The sequence below is a fragment of the Burkholderia sp. BE12 genome (assembly GCF_002959955.1).
In the GTDB taxonomy this organism is placed as follows: Bacteria; Pseudomonadota; Gammaproteobacteria; order Burkholderiales; family Burkholderiaceae; genus Burkholderia.
In genome coordinates, this window is record NZ_PREY01000004.1 from 188,287 (window position 1) to 210,328 (window position 22,042).

General features: G+C 67.2%; 24 protein-coding genes. 5 read left to right on the forward strand and 19 right to left on the reverse strand.

The window, feature by feature from the left end:
• Positions 1 to 35: 35 nt before the first annotated feature.
• Positions 36 to 920 (reverse strand): LysR substrate-binding domain-containing protein, encoded by an 885-nt coding sequence (locus tag C4B30_RS06165; protein ID WP_105132054.1) that lies wholly within the window; start codon positions 918 to 920, stop codon positions 36 to 38.
• 122 nt (positions 921 to 1,042) lie between these two features.
• On the opposite strand from C4B30_RS06165, the gene hndA reads away from it, so the two are divergent.
• A complete protein-coding gene (hndA, locus tag C4B30_RS06170; RefSeq protein ID WP_105132055.1) occupies positions 1,043 to 1,993 on the forward strand; it encodes a 2-hydroxy-1-naphthoic acid nonoxidative decarboxylase in 951 nt (316 codons plus the stop codon).
• Positions 1,994 to 2,057: 64 nt separating this feature from the next.
• On the opposite strand, the gene C4B30_RS06175 is transcribed toward hndA, so the two are convergent.
• The 17 genes from C4B30_RS06175 to C4B30_RS06255 all read right to left on the reverse strand — a co-directional run bounded on the left by C4B30_RS06175 (position 2,058) and on the right by C4B30_RS06255 (position 15,747).
• Positions 2,058 to 2,960, reverse strand: coding sequence for a SphA family protein (locus tag C4B30_RS06175; protein WP_105132056.1), 903 nt, complete (start codon positions 2,958 to 2,960; stop codon positions 2,058 to 2,060).
• Between the two features lie 73 nt (positions 2,961 to 3,033).
• Entirely contained in the window at positions 3,034 to 3,855 is an 822-nt protein-coding gene (locus C4B30_RS06180) for an alpha/beta fold hydrolase (protein ID WP_105132057.1), read from the reverse strand.
• Positions 3,856 to 3,891: 36 nt separating this feature from the next.
• The gene (locus C4B30_RS06185) at positions 3,892 to 4,086 is read right to left on the reverse strand and encodes a 2-hydroxymuconate tautomerase (RefSeq protein WP_267896563.1); all 195 of its coding nucleotides are present in this window, start codon (positions 4,084 to 4,086) and stop codon (positions 3,892 to 3,894) included.
• 11 nt (positions 4,087 to 4,097) lie between these two features.
• Positions 4,098 to 4,886, reverse strand: a complete 789-nt coding sequence (gene dmpH / locus C4B30_RS06190; RefSeq protein ID WP_105132059.1) for a 2-oxo-3-hexenedioate decarboxylase — start codon at positions 4,884 to 4,886, stop codon at positions 4,098 to 4,100.
• The gene (gene dmpG / locus C4B30_RS06195) at positions 4,883 to 5,929 is read right to left on the reverse strand and encodes a 4-hydroxy-2-oxovalerate aldolase (RefSeq protein ID WP_105132060.1); all 1,047 of its coding nucleotides are present in this window, start codon (positions 5,927 to 5,929) and stop codon (positions 4,883 to 4,885) included. The genes dmpH and dmpG overlap by 4 nt, the downstream gene beginning before the upstream one ends.
• 46 nt (positions 5,930 to 5,975) lie before the next feature.
• Complete coding sequence (locus C4B30_RS06200) at positions 5,976 to 6,899, reverse strand: acetaldehyde dehydrogenase (acetylating) (RefSeq protein ID WP_105132061.1); 924 nt, start codon at positions 6,897 to 6,899, stop codon at positions 5,976 to 5,978.
• Between the two features lie 37 nt (positions 6,900 to 6,936).
• Entirely contained in the window at positions 6,937 to 7,719 is a 783-nt protein-coding gene (gene dmpE, locus C4B30_RS06205; RefSeq protein ID WP_105132062.1) for a 2-oxopent-4-enoate hydratase, read from the reverse strand.
• Positions 7,720 to 7,748: 29 nt separating this feature from the next.
• The gene (locus C4B30_RS06210; RefSeq protein WP_199779053.1) at positions 7,749 to 9,260 is read right to left on the reverse strand and encodes a 2-hydroxymuconic semialdehyde dehydrogenase; all 1,512 of its coding nucleotides are present in this window, start codon (positions 9,258 to 9,260) and stop codon (positions 7,749 to 7,751) included.
• Positions 9,261 to 9,328: 68 nt separating this feature from the next.
• Entirely contained in the window at positions 9,329 to 9,778 is a 450-nt protein-coding gene (locus C4B30_RS06215) for a GlcG/HbpS family heme-binding protein (protein ID WP_105132063.1), read from the reverse strand.
• A gap of 21 nt (positions 9,779 to 9,799) precedes the next feature.
• Entirely contained in the window at positions 9,800 to 10,744 is a 945-nt protein-coding gene (locus C4B30_RS06220) for a catechol 2,3-dioxygenase (RefSeq protein WP_105132064.1), read from the reverse strand.
• Between the two features lie 17 nt (positions 10,745 to 10,761).
• Positions 10,762 to 11,118 carry a 2Fe-2S iron-sulfur cluster-binding protein gene (locus C4B30_RS06225; protein WP_105132065.1) on the reverse strand — a complete coding sequence of 119 codons (357 nt, stop codon included), beginning with the start codon at positions 11,116 to 11,118 and terminating at the stop codon, positions 10,762 to 10,764.
• A 1-nt stretch (position 11,119) separates the two neighbouring features.
• Positions 11,120 to 12,184 (reverse strand): NADH:ubiquinone reductase (Na(+)-transporting) subunit F, encoded by a 1,065-nt coding sequence (locus C4B30_RS06230; protein WP_105132066.1) that lies wholly within the window; start codon positions 12,182 to 12,184, stop codon positions 11,120 to 11,122.
• 25 nt (positions 12,185 to 12,209) lie between these two features.
• The gene (locus C4B30_RS06235) at positions 12,210 to 12,566 is read right to left on the reverse strand and encodes a phenol hydroxylase subunit P4 (protein WP_105132067.1); all 357 of its coding nucleotides are present in this window, start codon (positions 12,564 to 12,566) and stop codon (positions 12,210 to 12,212) included.
• A 62-nt stretch (positions 12,567 to 12,628) separates the two neighbouring features.
• Positions 12,629 to 14,179: an aromatic/alkene/methane monooxygenase hydroxylase/oxygenase subunit alpha gene (locus C4B30_RS06240; protein WP_105132068.1), complete on the reverse strand. Its 1,551-nt coding sequence runs from the start codon at positions 14,177 to 14,179 to the stop codon at positions 12,629 to 12,631.
• A 38-nt stretch (positions 14,180 to 14,217) separates the two neighbouring features.
• Complete coding sequence (locus C4B30_RS06245; RefSeq protein WP_105132069.1) at positions 14,218 to 14,487, reverse strand: MmoB/DmpM family protein; 270 nt, start codon at positions 14,485 to 14,487, stop codon at positions 14,218 to 14,220.
• A 35-nt stretch (positions 14,488 to 14,522) separates the two neighbouring features.
• Positions 14,523 to 15,518 (reverse strand): phenol hydroxylase, encoded by a 996-nt coding sequence (locus tag C4B30_RS06250; RefSeq protein WP_105132070.1) that lies wholly within the window; start codon positions 15,516 to 15,518, stop codon positions 14,523 to 14,525.
• A 16-nt stretch (positions 15,519 to 15,534) separates the two neighbouring features.
• Entirely contained in the window at positions 15,535 to 15,747 is a 213-nt protein-coding gene (locus C4B30_RS06255) for a phenol hydroxylase subunit (RefSeq protein ID WP_234015400.1), read from the reverse strand.
• A gap of 305 nt (positions 15,748 to 16,052) precedes the next feature.
• On the opposite strand from C4B30_RS06255, the gene C4B30_RS06260 reads away from it, so the two are divergent.
• Entirely contained in the window at positions 16,053 to 17,741 is a 1,689-nt protein-coding gene (locus C4B30_RS06260; protein ID WP_105132072.1) for a sigma-54-dependent Fis family transcriptional regulator, read from the forward strand.
• Between the two features lies 1 nt (position 17,742).
• Complete coding sequence (locus C4B30_RS06265) at positions 17,743 to 18,498, forward strand: GntR family transcriptional regulator (RefSeq protein ID WP_105132073.1); 756 nt, start codon at positions 17,743 to 17,745, stop codon at positions 18,496 to 18,498.
• 24 nt (positions 18,499 to 18,522) lie between these two features.
• On the opposite strand, the gene C4B30_RS06270 is transcribed toward C4B30_RS06265, so the two are convergent.
• Positions 18,523 to 19,347 carry a phosphate/phosphite/phosphonate ABC transporter substrate-binding protein gene (locus C4B30_RS06270; protein ID WP_105132074.1) on the reverse strand — a complete coding sequence of 275 codons (825 nt, stop codon included), beginning with the start codon at positions 19,345 to 19,347 and terminating at the stop codon, positions 18,523 to 18,525.
• 299 nt (positions 19,348 to 19,646) lie between these two features.
• Here C4B30_RS06270 and C4B30_RS06280 point away from each other — a divergent pair, with 299 nt between their 5' ends.
• Together C4B30_RS06280 and C4B30_RS06285 are read left to right on the forward strand one after the other, a co-directional pair.
• The gene (locus C4B30_RS06280) at positions 19,647 to 20,672 is read left to right on the forward strand and encodes a fatty acid desaturase (RefSeq protein WP_105132075.1); all 1,026 of its coding nucleotides are present in this window, start codon (positions 19,647 to 19,649) and stop codon (positions 20,670 to 20,672) included.
• A gap of 160 nt (positions 20,673 to 20,832) precedes the next feature.
• Entirely contained in the window at positions 20,833 to 22,035 is a 1,203-nt protein-coding gene (locus C4B30_RS06285) for a benzoate/H(+) symporter BenE family transporter (protein ID WP_105132076.1), read from the forward strand.
• Positions 22,036 to 22,042 lie beyond the last annotated feature (7 nt).

The following is a 22,042-nucleotide window of genomic DNA, read 5'->3' on the forward strand; positions in this document are numbered from 1 at the left end:
CCGCGGCGCCATGCGTCGCGGCGCTGGCGCACCGCTCATGCGGCGCGCTCGCCCAGCATCGCCAGATACTGCCGTACCGCGCCCCATTCCCCGCCGATCCGGCTGATCGCGACGAGTTCCGATCTCGGCGCGCTCCCGGCAAGTTTCCGGTACACGACATTCGGCGCCGCGATCCGGCTGAGCGGCGCCGGCGCGAGCGTCACCCCCAAGCCGGCACCGGTCAGTGCCAGCACGGACAACGTGCTGCTCACCTTGTGCGCGATGCGCGGCGCCTTGCCGAGCACCTGCCGCAGGATCGCCAGTTGCCCTTCGTCGTCGCCGTCGGCGGCGTAGACGATGAACGGTTCGTCGGCCAGCGCCGCAACGCTCACCGAGCGCCGCTTCGCCAGCGGATGCCTGTCGCTCATCGCCACTTCCCACGACCAGCTTCCGACCGTTCGCACGGCCAGCTTCGCATCGAAGGCCGTGCCGAACGCCGGGCAATAGCCGATGTCGAGGCGGCCCGCGAGGATCGCATCCTGCTGCGCGGCCGGCGCCATTTCGTGCAGATCGAGCGCCACGAGCGGCCATGCCGCATGAAACGCGGTCAGATCGTCGGACAGACGCCCGGTCGCGACCGCATTCCCGACGAAGCCGACCCGCACCACCCCCGTCTCGCCGCGCGCCGCGCGCTGAACCACGGCCTTCGTGCGTTCGGCCTGCTCGAGCGTGCGCCGTGCCTCGATCACCAGCAGCCGGCCCGCATCCGTCAACGCGACCTTGCGCGTACTGCGCTCGAACAGCGCGGTTCCCAGTTCATCCTCGAGCGCGCGGATCTGCACACTCAATGCGGGCTGCACGATATGCAGCCGCTCCGCCGCGCGGCCGAAATGCCCTTCTTCGGCAACCGCGAGAAAGTAGCGCAAATGACGAAGATCCATACGGTCGATCAATCACTCAAAACAATCAATCTTCAAATTTAATCTATTGGATTGAAAAATCAACCACGCGCATCCTGACGATCGAACGCTGCAACGCAGCGCACTTCCTCAGGAGCCCGATCATGTCCACGCTCAACCGCATCGATGTTCATCAGCACGTCGTTCCGCCCTTCTGGGCCGATGCGTTGCCCGCGCACGGCGGCGATCCGTCCGGCTGGAAAAGCCCCGCATGGAGCCCGGAGCGCGCGCTCGCCTTCATGGATGCGCTGGAAATCCAGACCGGCGTGCTGTCGCTGACCGCACCGGGCGTGCAGGGATGGAACGGTCACGCGAAGCGCGACCTCGCACGCAAGGTGAATGAATACACGGCCGGCCTCGTCGCGAACCATCCGGCGCGCTTCGGCAACTTCGCCACGTTGCCGCTGCCCGACGTCGACGGCACGCTGGCGGAAATCGACCATGCGTTCGATGCGCTGAACGCCGACGGCGTCGTGCTGCTCAGCAACTATGGCGGCGTCTATCTCGGCGACCCGGCGTTCGAAGCCGTCTGGGCCGAACTCGATCGCCGCCGCGCGGTGGTCTTCATCCACCCCGCGAAGCCAGCGATCGACGCATTGCCCGGGATGCCCGGCCCGCTGCTCGACTATCCGTTCGATACGACGCGCACCGCGCTGCAGCTCGTGCTCGACGGCGTGATCGCGCGACACCCGAACGTGCGCATCATCCTGTCGCATGCGGGCGGCTTCCTGCCGTACGCGGCCTACCGGTTCGCGGAACTGGCGCCTGGCGTGCGCGACGACGTGCCGACCCGCGACGGGCTGCTCGATCTTCTCCGAACGTTCTACTTCGACACCGCGCTGTCGTCCCCGTCGGCGCTGCCGAGCCTCGTCGCATTCGCGCAGCCCGGCCACATTCTGTACGGAAGCGATTTCCCGTACGCGCCGGCCGCCGTCAGCACGTCGTTTGCCGCGGAGCAGGATGCCTGCGCGGCGCTGAGCGCCGAGCGGCACGGTGCGATCAACCGCGGCAACGCGCTTGCGCTGTTTCCGCGCCTCGCGTCGCTCGCCCGGTAACGCGCGGCGTAACGCCCCGCGACGGCGGCGTCACGCGCGGAACAAGCGATACGCCTTCCGCCCGTCAGAACGGAATGACGGCCTTCGCCCACACGGCCTCACCGGCCGGCCGGTTGCGGACGAAAAACTCCTTCACCACCCGCGCTTCGACGCTGACCTTGCCGAACTGGTAGCGCACGCCCGGCCCGATCGCGAACACCTGCCCGCGGAACCCGTCACCCGCAGCCGGCTGCCCGTTCTGCATGTCGTCGGTGGTCTGCTTGACGAAGTAGCCCGACAACCCGACCCGCGCCTTCGGCGTAACCGCATAGCTCGCCGAATAGTCGACGTGGAACAGGTTCCCCGAGTGGTAATGGGTGTCGTTGTTCGGCGAGTTGAAGCTGTACGTGATCTTCGCGGAAACCTCGATCTTGTCGTTCGGCAACCACGACACGCCGAATACCGGCCGTGCGGTGTAGTAGTGCTTGCCGGTATTCAGCGCCGCATGCGCGTCGTACTGCCCGGTCGGGAACACGAATTCGATCGCCGCGACGGTCCGCAGCGCCCCCGAGCCCCATGCGATCAGCGCCGGGCTGACGATCAGGTCGCCGAGATTGGTGCGGTCGAACGACGCGCCGCCCGCATCCAGCGCCAGGTGTTCCATCGGCAGCACCGCATACACGCCGAAGCGCCCGCCGAGCACCGACAGGTTCGACATCCAGACGACGCGCGGAATCAGCACGTCGGCATCGAGCTTGAAGCCCGGCACCGCGCCATTGCCGTGCGAATCGTTGAAGCGCGACGCATGGTAATGCGTGTAGTACAGCAGCCCGTAGAGGCCAGCCGGCGGCAGCGCGCCGGCGAAGAACGCTTCCGCGCCCTCGCCGATCGTATCGCCGCCACCCTCCGTCGCCCGTGCACCAGTGCTCAGCGCCATGCCCGCGCACGCGGCGAGCGAGATCAATCCGTATGCAGTTTTTCGTTTCATCGATGTCTCCAATATTCGTTCTACTGATTTGATTTTTTTATGGTTGTCCTGCGCGACCTGTCCTGCCGATGCCCTACTCGTTGAAGTGATCGATGACGAGCCGGTTGAAGCGGGCCGCGTGCTCGATCTGCGTCCAGTGCCCGCACCGGCCGAACACGTGAAGCTGCGCATTCGGCAGCAGTGCGGCCAGCTTCAGCGAACTCTCGAGCGGAATCACGCGGTCCTCGCGGCCGTGCACGATCAGCGTGTCGTGCGTCAGCGCGCGCAGCTTCGCTTCGTCGCTCGCGAGCGCGTCGACCCAGCGCTGGCGAGGCGCCGGAAACATGTTCGCGAACGCCTCCTGGTAGCCAGGCCGCACGCTCGCGTCGTAGCGCAGCTTCGCGAGTTCGTCGTTCACCAGCGTGCGATCGAATGCGAAGATGTCCAGCAGCGCGCGCATGTTCGCGATCGACGGCGTGTAGCCCCACACCGCATCGAGCCCTTCGGTCAGCGTGAAACGCGTTCCCGCGGCGCCCATCAGCACGAGTCGCCCGACCCGCGCGGGCGCCCGGATCGCCAATGCAAGCGCCAGCGCGCCGCCGAACGAATTGCCGATCAAGTGCGCGCGCTCGACGCCCAGCGCGTCGAGCAAGCCGAGTGCGTGATCGACCCAGTGGTCCATCGAATACCGGTACCCGGCCGGGCGCTCGGTCTCGCCGAATCCGGCCATGTCCGGCGCGATCACGCGAAACTGCCGCGCGAGCGCGGGCATCGTGAGCCGCCAGTTCGCATAGGCCGTGACGCCCGGCCCCGAGCCGTGGATCAGCAGCACGGGCGGCCCGTCGCCATGGTCGTGATAGTTCGTGTCGATGCCGCCGGCGACGATCCGGCGGCCGATTTCAGGATTGGGTGACATGACGCTCCTCCAGTCGATTCGTGTAGGCGCGGCGCGTCAGCGCCCGCGCTTCTTCGCGCTCTGCCCGCCGATCCCGAAATGCGCCTTCGGCATCTCGGTGATGATCACGCGCACCGATTCGATCGGCGCGTCGAGCGAGCGATGGATGGCTTCGGTGACCTCGGCGATCAGGCGTTCCTTCTTGTCGTCGTCGCGGCCTTCCAGGATGTACAGATGAGCAACCGGCACGATCGGCCTCCTCGTCAGATGAATCGCAGGCCGACCGACCCGATGTCCTGCACGCGCAGCGTCACGCTATCGCCCGCTTCGACCGCCACCGCCTCGGTGATGCCGCCCGACAGGATCAGGCTGCCCGCGGGAATCGATTCGCCGCGCGCCCCCAGATGGTTCGCGAGCATCGCGATCGCGGCGGCCGGATGCCCGAGCACCGCCGCGCCGGCGCCGAACGCGACCGGCAGCCCGTTCTTCTCGAGCACGACGCCGAGCGTGCGCAGATCGACGCCGTCCACCGCCAACGGGCGGCCGCCCGCGACGAAGCGCGCGGCCGACGTGTTGTCGGCCACCACGCTCTTCAGGTCGAACTTGAAGTCGCGGTAGCGGCTGTCGATCACCTCGATGCCGGCGACGACGAAATCCGTCGCGGCCAGCACCGCACCGATATGACAGCCGGGCCCCCTCAGTTCGGCCTTCGTGACGAACGCGATCTCGGGCTCCACCTTCGGATGGATCAACGCGGACGTGTCGCACTCGCCGCCGTCGGGCAAGTCGTAAAGATCGGTCAGGAAGCCGAACACGGGCGTGTCGACGCCCATCTGGCGCATCTTCGCGTGCGACGTCAGGCCGGCCTTGTAGCCGACGATGCGCGCGCCGCGCGCGAGCTGCCGGCGGCGGATCTCGTCCTGAACCGCGTAGGCGTCGTCCCAGTCCATCTCCGGATGGCGGTCGGTGATCTTCGGCGTGTCGCGTGCGTCGCGCATGCAGTCGTCGAGATGCGCGGCGAGCGACTCGACGGTTTCGGTGGTCAGATTCATGCGGCCTCCCGCTTCGTTTGCGCCGCGCGCGCCTTCGCGAGCGTCAGCGCGGTGTCCTCGATCATGTCTTCCTGCCCGCCGACCATCCCGCGCCGGCCGAGCTCGACGAGGATGTCGCGCGCCGGCACGCCGTACTTCTCGCCCGCGCGCTTCGCGAACAGCAGGAACGAGCCGTACACGCCCGCGTAGCCGAGCGTCAGCGCATCGCGATCGATGCGGATCGGGAAATCCATCATCGGCACGACGAGATCCTCCGCGACGTCCTGGATCTTCCACACGTCGACGCCGGTTTCGATGCCCATCCGCTCGCACACCGCGACGAACACCTCGAGCGGCGTGTTGCCGGCGCCGGCGCCGAGCCCGGCCGCCGCGCCGTCGATCCGGTTCGCGCCGGCCTCGATCGCGGCGATCGAGTTCGCGACACCCATCGCGAGATTGTGGTGGCCGTGAAAGCCGAGTTCCGTCTCCGGCTGCAGTGCGTCGCGCACCGCGCCCAGACGCGCCTTCACGTCGTCGGGCAGCATGTAGCCCGCGGAATCGGTGATGTAGATGCAGTTCGCGCCGTACGACTCCATCAGCTTCGCCTGCTTCACCAGCCCTTCCGGGCTGTTCATGTGGCTCATCATCAGGAAGCCGACGGTATCCATGTCGAGCTGGCGCGCCATCGCGATGTGCTGCTCGGAGACGTCCGCCTCGGTGCAGTGCGTCGCGACGCGGATCGTATGCACGCCGAGCGCGTGCGCCTCCTTCAGGTGGTCGACGGTGCCGATGCCCGGCAGCAGCAGCACCGATACCTTCGCGCGCTTCAGCAGCGGGATCACCGCGCCGAGGTATTCGGCGTCGGTGTGCGCGGGAAAGCCGTAGTTGACCGACGATCCGCCGAGCCCGTCGCCGTGCGTGACTTCGATCAGCGGCACGCCGGCCGCGTCGAGCCCGCTCGCGACCGAGCGCATCTGGTCGAGCGTCATCTGGTGACGCTTCGGGTGCATGCCGTCACGCAGCGTCATGTCGTGGACGGTGATTCGCTTGCCTTTGAGATTCATTGCCGTTCCTTTGTTCGTCCGATCGTGGGATATGCGTGCGCGGGCATCAGGCCACTGCGTGCGCGGCGGGCGCCAGCGCGAGGCGTCCCGCCAGCAGTTCCTCGGCGAACATCTCGGCGGTGCGCGCGGCGGCGGCCGTCATGATGTCGAGGTTGCCCGCGTATTTCGGCAGGTAGTCGCCGAGGCCTTCGACCTCGAGGTAGACCGACACGCGCTTGCCGTCGAACACCGGCCCGTTGACGAGCCGGTAGCCCGGCACGTAGCGCTGCACGTCTGCGATCATCGCGTGCACCGATTCGACGATGCGTGCCTGGTCGGGCTCATCTTCGGTCAGGCAATGCACGGTGTCGCGCATGATCAGCGGCGGGTCGGCCGGGTTGATCACGATGATCGCCTTGCCGTCCTTCGCGCCGCCGACCTGCGCAACGGCCGCCGCCGTCGTGCGCGTGAACTCGTCGATGTTCTTGCGCGTGCCGGGGCCGACCGAGCGCGACGACACGGTCGCGACGATCTCGCCGTACGCGACCGGCTGCACGCGGGAGATCGCACGCACCATCGGAATCGTCGCCTGGCCGCCGCACGTGACCATGTTCACGTTCATCTCGCCCGAGCCGATGTGATCCTTCAGGTTGACGGGCGGCACGCAATACGGGCCGATCGCGGCCGGCGTCAGATCGATCATCAGCACGCCGAGCGCGTTGAGCTTGCGACTGTTCTCCGCGTGAACGTAAGCGCTCGTCGCATCGAACGCGATCTGCACGCCGTCGGCCTGCACGTGCGGCAGCAGGCCGTCGACGCCGCCCGCGGTGGTCTTCAGGCCGAGTTCGCGCGCACGCTTCAGGCCGTCGGAATGGGGATCGATGCCAACCATCCAGACGGGTTCGAGCACGGGGCTGCGCATCAGCTTGGCGAGCAGGTCGGTGCCGATATTGCCGGGGCCGATCAGCGCGCAACGGATCTTTCTGGTCATGGGGAGTTCCTTGTTTGCCAGTGAATGAGGGCGCCGCTCACGCGAACCGCACCGAACACGCGCCGATCCCGCCGATCGACACGCGGAAGTTGTCGCCGCTCCCGACCGGCGCCATCGCGGCGAGCGCGCCGGACAGGATCACTTCGCCCGCCTTCAGCGGAATGCCGAGACGGCCGAGCGTATTGGCCAGCCATGCGACGGCATTCACCGGCGAACCGAGCGCCGCCGCGCCGGCACCGGTGCCGATCACGTCGCCGTTCTTCTCGAACACCATCCCGCAGGTCGCGAGATCGACGCGGCGCGTGCTCACCGCTTTGTCGCCGAGCACGAATACGCCGCACGACGCGTTGTCCGCGACCGTGTCGCCGATCCGGATCTTCCAGTCGCGAATGCGCGAATCGACGATCTCGAAGCACGGCATCACGCATTCGGTCGCGGCCAGCACCATCGCGTTCGTCACGCCGGGGCCGAGCAGGTCGCGCTTCAGCACGAACGCGATCTCGCCTTCCGCCTTCGGCTGGATCAGCGTGTCGAGCGGGATGCATTCGCCTTCGCCATGCACCATGCCCGACAGCAGATAACCGAAGTCCGGCTGGTACACGCCGAGCATGTCCATCACGGCCTTCGACGTGACGCCGATCTTCTTGCCGATGACGTTCTCGCCGGCGTCCAGGCGGCGCTGGACGAAGCGCTGCTGGATCCGGTAAGCGTCGTCGACCGACAGGTCCTCGTGCTGCGACGTCAGCGGCGCGACCGGCGTGCGTGACCGCATCGCGTCGTACAACCGGTCGCCCAGCGCGGTAATCAACATGGAGTCCATAAGAGTCTTCCGATCAGTAACGTGGGGAGTCAGAGCTTGATGCAGACGTTGCGGAGCTCCGTGTAGAACTCGAGCGAATGCACGCCGCCTTCGCGGCCGATGCCCGATTGCTTCGCGCCGCCGAACGCGGTGCGCAGGTCGCGCAGGAACCATGAGTTGACCCATGCGATGCCGACGTCGATCGACGCGGCGACGCGATGCGCACGGGACAGGCTGGCCGTCCAGATCGCGGTCGACAGCCCGTATGCATTCGCATTCGCGCGGCCGATCACTTCGGCTTCGGAATCGAACGGCATCACCAGCGTGCACGGGCCGAAAATCTCGTCGCGCGCGATCGGCGAATCGTCGCCGAGGTCCGTCCAGATCGTCGGCTGCACCCACGCGCCGCCGCGCAAGTCGTCCGGCATGTCGGGCACGCCGCCGCCCGTCACGACCGTCGCGCCGAGTTCGGCCGCCTTGCGGTAGTACGACAGCACCTTGTCGCGGTGTTCCTGGCTGATCAGCGGGCCGATGCCGGTCGTTTCCGCGTCCGGGCGGCCCGGCCGCAGCCGCTCGGCGCCAGCCTTCAGTGCGGCGACGAAGCGCTCGAACAGCGGCCGCTCGACATACACGCGCTCGGTGCCGAGACACACCTGTCCGGCGTTCGCGAAGCACGAGCGCAGCGTGCCCTCGACGGCCGCGTCGAAATCGCAGTCGGCGAACACGATCGCCGCGTTCTTGCCGCCCATCTCGAGGCTGACGGGCCGCGCGCCGTCGGCCGCCGCCTTCATGATCGCCGCGCCGGTGCGCGTCTCGCCGGTGAACGTGATCGCGTTCACGCCGGGATGGGTCGTCAGGAATTCGCCGGCCGAATCGGGCCCGAAGCCGTGCACGACGTTGTAGACACCGCGCGGCACGCCTGCCGCGTTCATCACCTCGCCGAGCAGCGCGGCCGTCTGCGGCGTTTCCTCCGACGGCTTCACGACCACCGTGTTGCCGCAGGCGAGCGCCGGCCCGACCTTCCACGTCATCAGCAGCAGCGGCAGGTTCCACGGGCAGATCACGCCGACCACGCCGACCGGCCGGCGGATCGCGTAGTTGAGCGCGCCCGCGCCATCCGGCGTCGCCATTTCGAAGGTTTCGCCGGGCACGTTCTTCACGACGTCGGCGAACACCTTGAAGTTCGCCGCGCCGCGCGGAATGTCGATATGACGCGCGAGGCTCACCGGCTTGCCGGTGTCGGCCACCTCGGCTTCGAGGAAATCGTCGAAGCGGCGCGTGATGCCGTCCGCCACCGCGTACAGGATCTCGACGCGCTGCGCGACGGTGAAGCCGCCCCATGGCCCCGACAACGCCGCGCGCGCCGCGTGGACGGCCGCGTCGACATCGGCGCGGCTCGCTTCGGCCACGCGCGCGATCACAGCGTTGTCGAGCGGCGAGCGCTTGTCGAACCAGCGTTCGCCCGCGCGATAGTCGCCGTCGATGAAATTGCGGACGAGCCGCAGGTCCGGCTGCCCGCCGGTGGAGCCGCGTGTCGCGGCGATGGGTTCCGTGTCGTACATGATGTGTCTGCCGATAGTCGTGAATTCGTGATCCGGTTCGTTCGTGAAGCGCTTTCGCGTGCGGCCCGTCACGGGCCGCCGAAGCCGGCCGCTTCGAGGCCCGCGTATGCGCAACGCTCGTCCTCCGCCTCGCTGCCGCCCGACACGCCGATGCCGCCGATCCGCACGCCGTCCTCGACGATCGGCAACCCGCCCCCGAACGCGACGAAGCGCGCACGCAAGACGAGCCCTTGCCGCACTGCCTCCGAGTGCGCACCCAGCGCGTCGTGCCAGGCGCCGGTCGGCAGGCCGAAGCTTGCGGCCGTGTATGCCTTGTCGATCGCGATGTCGATCGAATGCAGCGGCGCGCCGGGCATCCGCACGAACGCCGCGAGCAGGCCGGCCGCGTCGACGACCGCGACGTTCACGCGCACGCCGAGCCGCTCGGCCGCCTGTGCCGCCGCCTGCGCGGCGCGCGCCGCGGCGGGCCAGTCGATCGTGCGCAGATCGACGCTTCGGGTCGAATCGTTCGATGCCATGACGCTGTGCTCCCGCGCGGGTCAGGTGTAGACGGTCGTGAACGCTTCGTTCAGCTCGCCGGAGTGGAAGAAGATGCCGCGCCCGAGTTCCTCCTCGGTCCACGTCGTGACCGGGCGGTCGGGTTGCGCGAGATAGCCGAGCCCCGCAAAGGTCTCGTTGCGGTTGCCGCTAGGATCGAAGAAATAGATGGTCGTGCCGCGCGTGATGCCATGCCGCGTCGGCGCGACGTCGATCTTCACCTTGTTCTTTGCCATCACGTCGGCCGACTTCAGCACGTCGGCCCAGTCGTCGAGGAAGAACGCGATGTGATGCAGGCCATTGCGCGGCCCGCCGACGAACGCGATGTCATGCGGCGTCGAGCTGCGGAACATCCACGTCGCGGCCCGGATCGTGTTGCCGGGGCCGACCATCACCTGCTCGGCCAGATGGAAGTCGAGGCACTCGGCCATGAAGCGCGTGTTCTCCTCGACGCGGTTCACGCCGGCCTCGGGGTTCAGTTCGCACATCAGCAGGCAGTGGTCGAGCCAGTGCACGGCCGAGCCCGGAATATCGTCGGGCCAGGGATCGGGATTCAGCGAACCGACCGCGGTGCCGACCTGCTCCTTCTTCGCATACAGGCGCAACTCGTGCCCGCTCGGCAGCTGGAATCGCAACTGGCGGCCCACCACAGGCAGCGCGCCTTCGGGGAGCATCTCCGTCTCGATCCCGTAGGCGTCGATACGCTGCTGCAGCACGTCCAGATCGGCATCGTGCTCGACCTTGTAGGCCGCGTGCTTGAGTCCCGCCTGGTCGGACGGCGACAGGATCAGCGAATATCGGTCCCATTCGTCCCAGCATTTCAGGTAGACGTTGCCCGCCGCGTCGCGCATCGTTTCCTGCATGCCGAGCACGCGCACGTAATGACGCAGCGCCGCTTCCATGTCCATCACCTTCAGATTGACATGACCAATACGCATCACACCCATGATGTGTCTCCTCCTGGTTACTTGTTGAAATCCGGCGCACCGGCGCAGGCCGACCCGCAGAAAAACGGCTTGCTCAGCCGGCCGGCCACTTCCAGCTCGACGTCGCCGTCGGGCACCACGCGGCACGCGAGCGCATAACCGTCGCCCTCTTCGTCGGCGCTCACGTGCGCGCGGCTGATCGGCCCGAGCTTGCGTACCGCGCCGTGCAGCACGCGCACCTTGCACACGCCGCACCCGCCGTTCAGGCAGCCGACCGGAATGCCGCGCCGGCCGAGCTTCGCCATGCCGGCCAGCAACGACTCGCCGGCCGCGCATGCGTAGCGCTCGCCGGTTTGCGCGATCGTGACCGTCCCGCACATGCGGCCAGCGTCCATGTCACACCCGCCGGAACAGCGGGCTGCGCGTCTGTTGCGCGTCGGCCGCCGAGATGAACTTCTCGTGATAGATGTCGCGCTCGAACAGGCGCCCCTGCATTAGCGTGGTGATGCATGCGTCGATCATCGCGGGCGGTCCGCACAGGTAGGCCTGATGACCCGAGAAGTCGCCGTCGAAATGCGCCTTCGCGACGTCGTGCACGAACCCGTGCGCGATCCCGCCGCCCGTGTCCGGCGTGCCTTCCGACAGCGCCGGCACATACGTGAAGTTCGGATGGCGTTCGGCCAGCGCGCGGAATTCGTCGTGGTAATAGAGTTCCTTCGCGTTGCGCTGGCCGTAGACCAGCGTGATCGGCGCGGTGGCGCCGCCGTCGAGCAGGTCCGCGATCATCGAACGCGGGCTCGACAGCCCCGACCCGCCGGCCATGAAGATCATCGGCAGCGCGGCCGAACGGCGCACGAAGAAGCGGCCGTACGGGCCCGACAGGCGCACGCGGTCGCCCGTCGCCAGCTGCTCGTGCAGGTAGCCGGTGCCGAGCCCGCCCGGCACCTGCCGCACGTTCAGCTCGATCTCGCCGGTGGCCGCGACGGCGGCCGGTGCATTCGCGATCGAGAACGCGCGGCTCTGCCCGAGCCCCGGAATCTCGAGTTGCACGTACTGGCCGGCCTGGAACCGGATCGGCTGCGACAGCTTCAGGCGAATCGACTTGATGGTCGGCGTAAGCGTCTCGATACGCGTGACGTCGGCCGCGAAATCCTTGACCGGGATGATTTCCGCATCCGGCTCCTCGTCGACGTCGGCCTCGATCACGGTGTCGGCCTGCAGCGTCGCGCAGCATGCGAGCGCCTTGCCTTCCTCGCGCTCGAAGTCCATCAGCGCGAACGGATTCGCGTCGCCGAGGTCGGTCTCGCCGTCGAGCACCGCGACCTTGCAGGTGCCGCACAGGCCGTGACAGCACGCGTGCGGAATGTAGATGCCCTGGCGCAACGCGGCGTCGAGCATCGTCTGTCCTTCCTCGACCTCGATCGTGACGCCCAGCGGCTCGATGGTAAGTTGGTGGCTCATGATGGTTCGCTCGTCCGCGTGGCGGTCAGAAGCTCGCGCCGCCGAGGCCGTCGAGGCCCGGTGTGCGGAAGCTGATCAGGTCCTTGTGCCCGAGGCCGTTGCCGGCCAGGCTTTTCGCTGCATCCGGCGCCCACGGCTCGCCGGAGCGGAACCACTCGACGCGGTCCCAGTCGATCTTCGCGAAGTCGGGGTGATAGCCGTAGACCGGCGGCAGCACGTCCTTCGCGAGCGCGCCGAACGGCAGGTCGGGCGGCACCGGCAGGCAGAACGGCGCCGGAAACATCAGGTGGTCTTCCCAGCACACGTAGAGCAGCGGTGCCGGAAACTTCCCGACCGCGTCCTTCATCGGGAAGTCGTAGGGTTTGAGCGCGATGACGGCCATGCTTGTCTCCTGTCGGCCCGCGTTCGCGCATCGCGCGCGCGGGCCCTCTTCAAGGTTGCGTATCAGTTGCTCGTGGCCTGGCCACGCCATGCCGCGAAATTCTTCTGGTCTTCCGAGCCGTCGAAATCGAGGTTGTCCCGGCCCATGCCCACTTCGTAGTAGTCGAGCACCGCGGCAAGCGGATCGAAGCCTTCGGCGCTCGGGTCCGCATCGGGCGGAAAACAGTTGCCCTGATGGATCTGGTGCACCGGCAGCCACGCCTGCACGTATTTCTGCGGCTCGTGGTCGAAGATTTCCTTGCAGTGATCGCTGCAGAAATGGAACTTGTTGCCGAGGTAGTCCGATTCGCGCGCGCCGATCTTCGTCGGGTTGCCCGGTTCGGTGAACAGCATCGGGATCTGGCAGGTCTGGCACAGCATCGGCAGCGTCTTCATGTAGAAGCGGTTGCCGGCCTTCGCCTGCTCGCCCCAGTAGTCGAAGCGCGGGCGGTAGTAGCGGTCGAACGAGTCGGGATACTTCGCGGACAGCCATGCCAGCTCGTCTTCGGCCGGCACCCACGTGTGGAACGCGGAGGCCGCGTTGAAGCCGTAGAACGTCGACCACGCCTGGTGGCTGATGTGATCCTTGCCTTCGCACGCGTCCTGCCAGCCCTTCGGCTCGCGAATGCCGTAGCGCGCGAGATCCTTGAACAGCGCGCCGCCGTTCTGCTCCGCGTACATTTCCCACGATTCGCGCCAGCTCATCACGCGCTTCGGCTGCATGTAGTCCATCATCATCGCGACCAGCGTCAGCAGCCGGTAGCCGCGCCAGAACCACTTGTCGATCCAGCGCTGCACGATCGGCACGTTGCCGGGATCCTGTTCGAGCAGGAACTTGATGCACTCGATGCCGAGCGTCATGTGGCGCGATTCGTCCGACTGCGCGGAGAAGCCGAACGTGACGGTCGACATGTCGCCGTTGTACGCGGCGCCCGACATGAACGGCACGAACAGCAGGTTCGTCAGCACGTACTCGAACGAGAAGCTCACCGCAGTCAGGAATTCGAACGGCCCCGACGAATACGCATCCTCGAAGAACGACTTCGGCACCGACAGGTACCAGACGCGGTCGAACCAGTGGTTCGAGTGATGGAACCCGTTGAAGAACTTGTTGTACGTCGACATCGCGTGCGTTTCGGTCTGGTAGTGCCGCAATTCGTCGATCGACTGCATCTGGCACGCGATGCGCGCGCCTTCGCCGGTGAAGTGCCGGCCGACGTGCGCGAAGCCGCGATGCGCGAGGTATTCGAGCGGCGTCACGCCCTGGATGAACAGTTTCAGCGCGTTGATGTAGCGCGCGTCGGTCACGCCGAGGAACGCGTTGTTCTGCGTGAATGCGTCGATCACCGCATACAGCTTCTTTTCCTTCTCGCCCTGGTATTTCCAGTACGCGTCCATCGTCAGGCGGAACGGGTCGACCCACTTGTCCCAGTCGTGGATCTTGATGCCCTCGTAGCGGTCGTACGGGAAGACCTTGTCCATCGGCTGATAGGTCGTCTCCCAGCCGAGGCCGCGTGTCATTGCCGCGTAGCGGTCCTTCAGGCCGAGCTTTTTCTTGAGCGTTGGCGTGTCCATGCGTGTCTCCGGTGTTGGCGGTGTGCGTTGCGCGGCGTTCAGTGCGTCCAGCTCAGCGTGAACTGGTCGTCGTCCTCGTCGATGTGGCCGGACAGCGTGATCAGGTTCACCTGAAGCTGCTGCAGGTCGAACCGCGTGCCGGTCAGTGTCTCGATCGTTTCGCGGCGAATCGTCAGCCGGTCGGGCGAATCGATCTTGACCATGCCGGGCGACTCGACCACCACCGCGAGCGGGTTGTCCGCGACGATCGCCTCGACGATCGGTCTGGACTCCTCATTGGCCTGAAAGGCGATGAATACGTTGGACATGCTGTTTTCCTTGATTGAGTGACGGAGGCCCGTCGTCAGAGCGCAATGCCGAGCTTGGCGACCCGTGCCTGGAACTGTTCGCGCACCTCCTCGAGCGCCGCTCGGCCGGCGTCGCGCAGCGCAAGCTCCGCCACCGGCGCGAGCGCCGCGTCGGCCCGCACGGACCAGTCGCGCGTCCAGCGCGCGAGCAGCGCGCGGTTGTCGTCGGATTCGGCCGCCATCGTCTTCACCACCGCGTCGATCCAGCGGTTCGATTCGGCATGCCATTCGGGCATGAACGCCGTCAGCATCGCGATGGCCGAGCCGCCATCGAGCGCGATCCGTTCGTCGACGAAGCGGTCGTAGACGAGCGGATAGAGCAGCCCGTCGAGCGCGAGGTTCTGCGCGACGAACAGCTCGACCGGATCGGCGACGACCAGTGTGTCCTCGACATAGCGGCGCAGCGGCTGCCATGCGGCGCCGGTCGTCCACGCGGCCTTGCCCGTATCGAGCACGTCGGGCTCGGCCATCGCGAGCGCAAGGCGCGTGAGGTACTGGGCAACACCGAGGTTGTCCATCGCATGAAACATCGCGGGCGCGGTGAACGCGGTGCCGTAGCCGAGCGCGCAGACCTGCGCGTTGTTCATGTTCGCGCCCCACGCCGCATGGCGCAGCGGCACCAGCACGTCGAGCGCATGCGCGGCGACGTCGTCGCGCATCAGGCCGATCATCCGGCGCGATTCGACGAACTCGAAGTTCGCTTCCATCGTGTCCTGCTGGCGCGCCCGCGCCGTCGCCCACGATGCGTAGTAGAACTGGCGCGGGTCCTTCAATGCGTACCAGTTCGCCATCCGGATCGCCGAACGCGACGCATCGAAGATCTCGTAATCGGGGTCCCACGTCGGGCGGTAATGGAAGTTCGCCTGGGGCTGCGCGCCCATCATGCCTTCCTGGTAGCGCGTCGCCGTCTTGTCGCCGCCGATGTTCTGCGCAACGTGCGCAAAGGTGTGCCGGAGCGGCTTGATGTCGACTGTCTTCAGCTCGATGGTCACTTCTTGCTCCTCAAGGTCATGGGTTCGCTTCGACGTCCAGCCGCGTGACGTGCTGCTCGCGGCAGAACGCGTCGAAGGCGGCAGGAGACAACGCCAGTTCGACGAACAGGTCCGGCGCACCGCCGATCGAAAATTCGAATTCGACGAAGCCGCGAACGTTCGTGCCGGTCACGCGGACGCACTTGCGGGCCGGGTCGAGCAGGGGAAGATCGGTATCGGGTTGAGTCATGATCGGTGTCGCCTCCATGCCCGTACCTCAATGCAGCATCCATGCCACCCGCGACCGGCCAGGCAAAAAATCTCGATAATTCAGGGAAAGCCCTGACGCGAAGTTCGAATTCGCGATCCACAATGGCGGTTAACCAGAACGGAAACCGTGCCCGGCCGATCAAGCAAAACTCCATATTCGGCGGCCCTCTTCACCATTTGATCAACCCGATCGCACGCATTTGATGAAATGATCAAACCGTTGTCCGCCCTGCGGCGCCGGTTGCGGAAATTTCTAAAATCACGAGAAATCTCGACGGAGGAGACATGACGCGGCCCAACCTGCCCCCCTTGCCACCGGACACCGACCTGCGCAAGCTGATCCATTTTTCGGCGAGCGACGGCCGCATCTGGCTTGCCGGGCAGCGGATGGTGCTGCTGCATGCCGGCGCGCTGGCGACGCTGCGCCAGGAACTGATGGAAAGCGTCGGGCCGGCGCAGACGCGGCGTTTCTTCACGCGCGTCGGCTTCGCCGCCGGCGAACGCGATGCCGCGCTCGCTCGCGAGATCCGCAGCGGCGCCTCGCTGTTCGACATGTTCCACGTCGGCCCTCAGCTGCACATGCTCGAAGGCGCCGTGCAGGTCACGCCGTTGCGCTTCGAAGCCGACCCCGCGACGGGCGCGTTCTATTGCGAGTACCGCTGGGAACACTCATGGGAAGCCGACGTGCACCGCCGCACGTTCGGGCCGCAGCCCGAGCCCGTGTGCTGGATGCTGATCGGCTATGCGACCGGTTATACGAGCGCCTTCATCGGCCGGACGATCCTGTTCAAGGAAACCGGCTGCGTCGGCATGCACGACGCGCACTGCACGATCGTCGGCAAGCCGGCCGAGGAATGGCCCGACGCCGAGGAAATCTCGTCGTGGTTCAAGGCCGACTCGCTGATCAAGACGCTCCGCGACCTGCAGACCGAGGTCGAATCGCTACGCCTCGAGATCGCGCCCGACGATGGCCGGACCCGGCTCGTCGGGCGCTCCGACGCGTTTCGCAGCGCCTATGCGCTCCTCGAAACGGCGGCGCCGACCAAGGTGGCCGTGCTGCTCACGGGAGAGACGGGTGTGGGCAAGGAGCGCTTCGCCCGTGCGCTGCACAGCCTCAGCCCGCGCGCCACGAAGCCGTTCGTCGCGATCAACTGCGCGGCCATTCCGCATGCGCTGATCGAATCGGAGCTGTTCGGCGCGGAGAAAGGCGCATTCACGGGCTCGCAGGCCGCGCGTGCCGGGCGCTTCGAGCGCGCGGACGGCGGCACGCTGTTCCTGGACGAGATCGGCGAATTGCCGCTCGACGTGCAGGCCAAGCTGCTGCGGGTGCTTCAGGAAGGCGAGGTCGAGCGGCTCGGCGCGACCGATGGCAGGAAGGTGGATGTCCGCGTCGTCGCGGCGACCAACCGCGACCTCGAACAGGCCGTGCGCGACGGCACCTTTCGCGCCGACCTCTTCTACCGGATCAATGTCTACCCCGTGCTGATTCCGCCGCTGCGCGACCGGCAGGACGACATCGCGCTGCTCGCCGATGCGATGCTGGAGCGCTTCGCGTCGCTGCACGGCAAGCCGACACCCACGCTGACCGACTATGCGTACGACGCGCTGCGCGGCTACCGGTGGCCCGGCAACGTGCGCGAGCTCGAGAACCTGATCGAGCGCGCGGTGATCCTGTCGCGCCCCAACCGCCCGGTCGACGCGAAGGACCTGTTCCCCGGTGTCGGGCTGCCCGGCGGCGCGACGGTCGACCGTGCCGGGCAGATTCGGCCGGCCGCCGCCCTGTCGATCGACTGCGCGACGATCCTCGACCAGTTGCAGGGCGGCGGCGGGCTCGACGGCCTCGAGCGCGCGCTGCTGCACGAGGCCGTCGACCGCGCGAACGGCAACCTGTCGGCCGCCGCGCGCCTGCTCGGCCTGACGCGCGCGCAGCTCAGTTATCGCCTCAACCGCAAACAGGATCAGGAGGACGCGTGACATGAACACCATCCTGCCCACCCATCCGGTCGACGACGCGCTGCCCGACGACGCATCGGGCGCGCTCGAGCCCGCCGCCGACGACGCGGTCGAACCGCACGCGCGCACGCTCAGCGAGCATGCGTATCACCAGCTCCGTCAGCACATTATCGAAGGGCACTACCCGCCGGGCGCGAAGCTTCGCGTCGAGCATCTGAAGAACGTGTACGGTGTCGGTGCGGGCACGCTGCGCGAAGCGCTCACGCGGCTCGTCAGCGACGCGCTGGTCGTGGCCGAAGGGCAGCGCGGCTTTCGCGTGACGCCGATGTCGGTCGACGACCTGGAAGCCATCACGCGGTTGCGCATTCACATCGAGGTCGATGCGCTGCGCGAATCCGTGCGACGCGGCGACGACGCATGGGCGCAGCGCGTGCGCCAGAGCTTCGAGATGCTGTCGGCATGGGAGCAGCCCGTATCGATCGCGCACCGGACCGCGTGGGAAGCGTGCAACCGGCGCTTTCACGAAGCGCTGATCTCGGCCGCCGCGACGCCGTGGACCTATCTGATCCTGCGCATGCTGTCGCAGCAGAGCGAACGTTACCGGCGCGTGTGCATCGGGCTCGGCGATTCGAAGCGCGACGTGCATGCGGAACACACGTGCCTGTTCGAAGCCGCGATGCGGCGCGCCGATGCACGCGCCGCGCTCGCGCTAGAAGACCATATCGGCACGACGCTCGCCGTGGTGCGCAACGCGCCGCCCGGCACGCTGCCGTTCTAGCGAAAAACGGCGCGCTCGTGGCGCTCAGGCGAGTTCGGGATAGCCGTGCGCAACGGCTTCCCGCTCGAACCGCGCAATCGTGTCGTAGTCGGCCGGCGACAGCCGGTCGAATCCCTTCAGTCTCAGCACGCGCGCCCGCTGCGCATCGGCGGCGACCGCGCGATCGAGCGCATCCTGCAACGCGCCGACCTGCGTGTCCGCCAGCGCCCGCGATGCGATGAACGGCAATCCCGGCGCGGATGCCGTCATATCGATGATCCGGATGTCCTTCAGCAATTCAGGCAACGCGTCGCGCACATACGCGAACGTCACGCAATCGATCGCCGCGCAATCGGCTTCGTCTGATGCCAGCGCCCGCAACACGTTCAGGTGCGAGCCGAACGGCATGACCGATTCGAAGAATCGCCCGTCGTGCGCATGCGGCGCAACCGCGTGCCGGAACGCGTTCATTCCGCTATGCGAATCCTCGCCGTTGAAGGCGCCCCGCAACCCGCGGCATGCGGCGAGCGTCGTCGCGCCGCCCGCATGCACGCGCGCCGATACGACCAGCACGCTGCTGTAGTGCGCACCGTCGCAACCGTCCGCGTCGAAAACCGGGGTTGCGATCAATCGCACGGCATCACGCAGGCCCAGCATCCGGTACGGGTAGCCGCAGGTCTGCGACAACAGCAGATCGTTGCGCCGCCACAGCGCATGCAGATCGTCGAACGGCGCGTCGGGCAGCGCGACGCCGACAGGCCCGCCCGCGTTCGCGAACATGTCAAGCGCGTCACGCAGCAGCGCGCGCCACAGAGTGGCGTGGCGCGGCGTCACGTTGTACATCGGCAAGACTGCGATCCATGAGTTCATGCCCGCATTCTACGCATCGGCGTCGGCGCGGCGGAACCCGGTTCGAGCACGCCCAAACGGGTGCGGAACGGGCGAGGACGACCCGAATGCTTATCGGCCGCGCGACGATAAGCAAATGCGAATCGATTGGTTGGCCGTGCCGCGCCCTCCCGGTAACGTCCCGATGCCGGCCCCGCATCGCCGCCGTGCGCCATGCGTGGCCGGCCGACCGCGATCCGCGCGACGACCGGACATCCGGGCCAGCGCACCGACTCGATTGCCCGCTCTTTGCACTGCCCGTTCCATCCCGCTTCAGCACCATGGCCGAATACTTCGACGTCGACCACGCGCGCGCGATCGCCGCGCTCGACGCCCGCTTCATCGCCCGCACCGAGTGGCCGACCTGGCTGCTGGTCGTCGTCATCTACGGCGGCTGGCTCGCCGTGCTGCTGCGCGTGCGCGACGGGCACCTGTCGCTCGCCGCCGCGACGCCGCCGCTGATCCTGCTCGGCGCGTGGCACCTGTCGTTGCAGCACGAACTGCTGCACGGCCATCCGACGCGTTCCGCGTTCGTGAACAAGCTGCTCGGCTATCCGCCGCTGACGGTCTGGTATCCGTACACGCTGTATCGCGACACGCACCTCGACCATCATCGCGACGAAGACCTGACCGTGCCGGGCATCGATCCCGAAACGAACTACGTGACGCGCGAACGCTGGGCGCGGCTGCCACGCTGGCGCCGAGCGCTGACGGTCGCGCGCAAGACTTTCCTCGGACGAATCGTCGTCGGGCCGCCGCTCGCCATCGCCGCGACGTTCGGCGATGCGTTCGCCGCGTTCCGGCGCGGCGACTTCCGCTATCTGCCGATGTGGGCGACGCATGCCGCGTGCGTGGCCGCGCTGCTCGCGTGGCTGCAATGGGCGATCGGCGTGCCGTGGTGGTATTACCTGCTGGCGGTCACATGGCCCGCGCTGTCGCTCGCGATGATCCGTTCGCTGTACGAGCATCGCGCCGCGCCGCATCCGAAGGCGCGCATCACGATCAACGAAGCCGGCTTCGCGATGCGGCTGCTGTACCTGAACAACAACTATCACCTCGTCCATCACGACCTGCCGAAGCTGCCGTGGTACGACCTGCCGCGCGCGTACCGGATGCGGCGCGACGCGTATGCGCACAAATGCGGCGGCTTCGTGATCCGCGGCGGGTATCGCGAGCTGCTCGCGCGCCATGCGTGGACGCCGACCGATCCTCCTGTGCATCCGTTCGACGAGGGCACGGCATCGCTGTCGACCGGCAGCGGCGTGAAAGTGGCGGTGGTCGACAAAGTGTTGCAGATCAGCACGTAACGTCGCCCAGCAAATTCTTACAAAATACCGACAACACCGATCGTCGCCCGCGAATTGCCAATTGCGTCGGCAATGCCCAGAATGGCGGCTCATCCAGGGCTTCCAACAATCATTCGCCCCGGCTCCGCCGCCCGGCCGCGCGCCGCACTCCCCGACGACGATGCAACCGAACACCCCACCCGGCGCGATCCGCACGATCGGCAACGACTGGTCCGTTTCCGCGATCACCGCAGGCTTTCTCGCGGTCCTGATTTCCTATGCAGGCCCGCTCGCGATCTTCTTCCAGGCGTCGCAGGCCGCGCATGCGTCCAACGAGATGGTGTCGTCGTGGGTCTGGGCGATCTCGATCGGCGCGGGCGTATCGGGCCTGTTCGCGAGCTGGAAGCTGAAGGTACCGGTCGTCACCGCGTGGTCGGCGCCCGGCACCGCGCTGCTCGTCGGCCTGTTTCCGCAACTGACGCTCAATCAGGCCGTCGGCGCGTACATCACGGCCGCGCTGATCATCCTGGCAATCGGCGTGAGCGGCTATTTCGACCGACTGGTGCGCCACATCCCGCGCGGCATCGCCTGCGGAATGATGGCCGGCATCCTGCTGCCGTTCGGCATGCATGCGTTCTCCGCCGCGTCGGAGCAGCCCGCGCTCGCGTTCGGGATGATCGCGGCCTACGTGATCTTCAAGCGTCTGCTGCCGCGCTACAGCATCGTGCTCGTGCTGCTGACGGGCGCCGCGCTCGCGACGCTGCTCGGGATGACGCATCTCGGCAACGTGTCGCCGAGCCTCGCGCGGCCGATCTTCATCGCCCCCGAATGGACGCTCGGCACGACGCTCAGCCTGGCGCTGCCGCTCGTCGTCGTCAGCCTCACCGGCCAGTTCCTGCCGGGGATGACGATCTTGCGCGTGTCCGACTATCACACGCCGGCGCGCCCGATCATTACCGCGACCAGCGTGATGTCGCTGGCCGTCGCGTGCTTCGGCGGGATCACGATCGTCGTCGCGGCGATTACCGCGGCGCTCTGCACCGGCAAGGACGCGCACGAGGATCCGGACCGGCGGTATGTCGCCGGGCTCGCGAACGGCGCGATCTATCTGATCGGCGGGCTTTTCGCGGGGACGATCGTCACATTGTTCTTCGCGCTGCCGAAGGCGTTCGTCGCGATCCTCGCGGGGCTCGCGCTGATCGGTGCGATCAGCGCAAACGTGCACGGCATCTTCGAGGACGAGAACCACCGCGAAGCGTCGGTGATCACGTTCCTCGCAACCGCGTCGGGGATGACGTGGCTCGGGCTCGGGTCCGCGTTCTGGGGGATCGTGATCGGGTCGGTGGCGTATGCGGTGCTGAACAAGGTGCAGCGGCCTGCGTGATACGCGC

Excerpts from the sequence above, each read along its gene's own strand:
- C4B30_RS06285 (WP_105132076.1), top strand. The coding sequence starts at position 20,833 with ATGCAACCGAACACCCCACCCGGCGCGATCCGCACGATCGGCAACGAC.
- dmpH (WP_105132059.1), bottom strand. The coding sequence starts at position 4,886 with ATGAATCTGACCACCGAAACCGTCGAGTCGCTCGCCGCGCATCTCGAC.
- dmpG (WP_105132060.1), bottom strand. The coding sequence starts at position 5,929 with ATGAATCTCAAAGGCAAGCGAATCACCGTCCACGACATGACGCTGCGT.
- C4B30_RS06225 (WP_105132065.1), bottom strand. The coding sequence starts at position 11,118 with ATGGACGCTGGCCGCATGTGCGGGACGGTCACGATCGCGCAAACCGGC.
- C4B30_RS06220 (WP_105132064.1), bottom strand. The coding sequence starts at position 10,744 with ATGGGTGTGATGCGTATTGGTCATGTCAATCTGAAGGTGATGGACATG.
- C4B30_RS06180 (WP_105132057.1), bottom strand. The coding sequence starts at position 3,855 with ATGTCACCCAATCCTGAAATCGGCCGCCGGATCGTCGCCGGCGGCATC.
- C4B30_RS06265 (WP_105132073.1), top strand. The coding sequence starts at position 17,743 with ATGAACACCATCCTGCCCACCCATCCGGTCGACGACGCGCTGCCCGAC.
- C4B30_RS06235 (WP_105132067.1), bottom strand. The coding sequence starts at position 12,566 with ATGGCCGTCATCGCGCTCAAACCCTACGACTTCCCGATGAAGGACGCG.
- C4B30_RS06210 (WP_199779053.1), bottom strand. The coding sequence starts at position 9,260 with ATGTACGACACGGAACCCATCGCCGCGACACGCGGCTCCACCGGCGGG.
- C4B30_RS06245 (WP_105132069.1), bottom strand. The coding sequence starts at position 14,487 with ATGTCCAACGTATTCATCGCCTTTCAGGCCAATGAGGAGTCCAGACCG.
- C4B30_RS06175 (WP_105132056.1), bottom strand. The coding sequence starts at position 2,960 with ATGAAACGAAAAACTGCATACGGATTGATCTCGCTCGCCGCGTGCGCG.
- C4B30_RS06280 (WP_105132075.1), top strand. The coding sequence starts at position 19,647 with ATGGCCGAATACTTCGACGTCGACCACGCGCGCGCGATCGCCGCGCTC.
- C4B30_RS06215 (WP_105132063.1), bottom strand. The coding sequence starts at position 9,778 with ATGGCATCGAACGATTCGACCCGAAGCGTCGATCTGCGCACGATCGAC.
- C4B30_RS06270 (WP_105132074.1), bottom strand. The coding sequence starts at position 19,347 with ATGAACTCATGGATCGCAGTCTTGCCGATGTACAACGTGACGCCGCGC.
- C4B30_RS06200 (WP_105132061.1), bottom strand. The coding sequence starts at position 6,899 with ATGACCAGAAAGATCCGTTGCGCGCTGATCGGCCCCGGCAATATCGGC.
- C4B30_RS06240 (WP_105132068.1), bottom strand. The coding sequence starts at position 14,179 with ATGGACACGCCAACGCTCAAGAAAAAGCTCGGCCTGAAGGACCGCTAC.
- C4B30_RS06165 (WP_105132054.1), bottom strand. The coding sequence starts at position 920 with ATGGATCTTCGTCATTTGCGCTACTTTCTCGCGGTTGCCGAAGAAGGG.
- dmpE (WP_105132062.1), bottom strand. The coding sequence starts at position 7,719 with ATGGACTCCATGTTGATTACCGCGCTGGGCGACCGGTTGTACGACGCG.
- C4B30_RS06260 (WP_105132072.1), top strand. The coding sequence starts at position 16,053 with ATGACGCGGCCCAACCTGCCCCCCTTGCCACCGGACACCGACCTGCGC.
- C4B30_RS06255 (WP_234015400.1), bottom strand. The coding sequence starts at position 15,747 with ATGACTCAACCCGATACCGATCTTCCCCTGCTCGACCCGGCCCGCAAG.
- hndA (WP_105132055.1), top strand. The coding sequence starts at position 1,043 with ATGTCCACGCTCAACCGCATCGATGTTCATCAGCACGTCGTTCCGCCC.
- C4B30_RS06230 (WP_105132066.1), bottom strand. The coding sequence starts at position 12,184 with ATGAGCCACCAACTTACCATCGAGCCGCTGGGCGTCACGATCGAGGTC.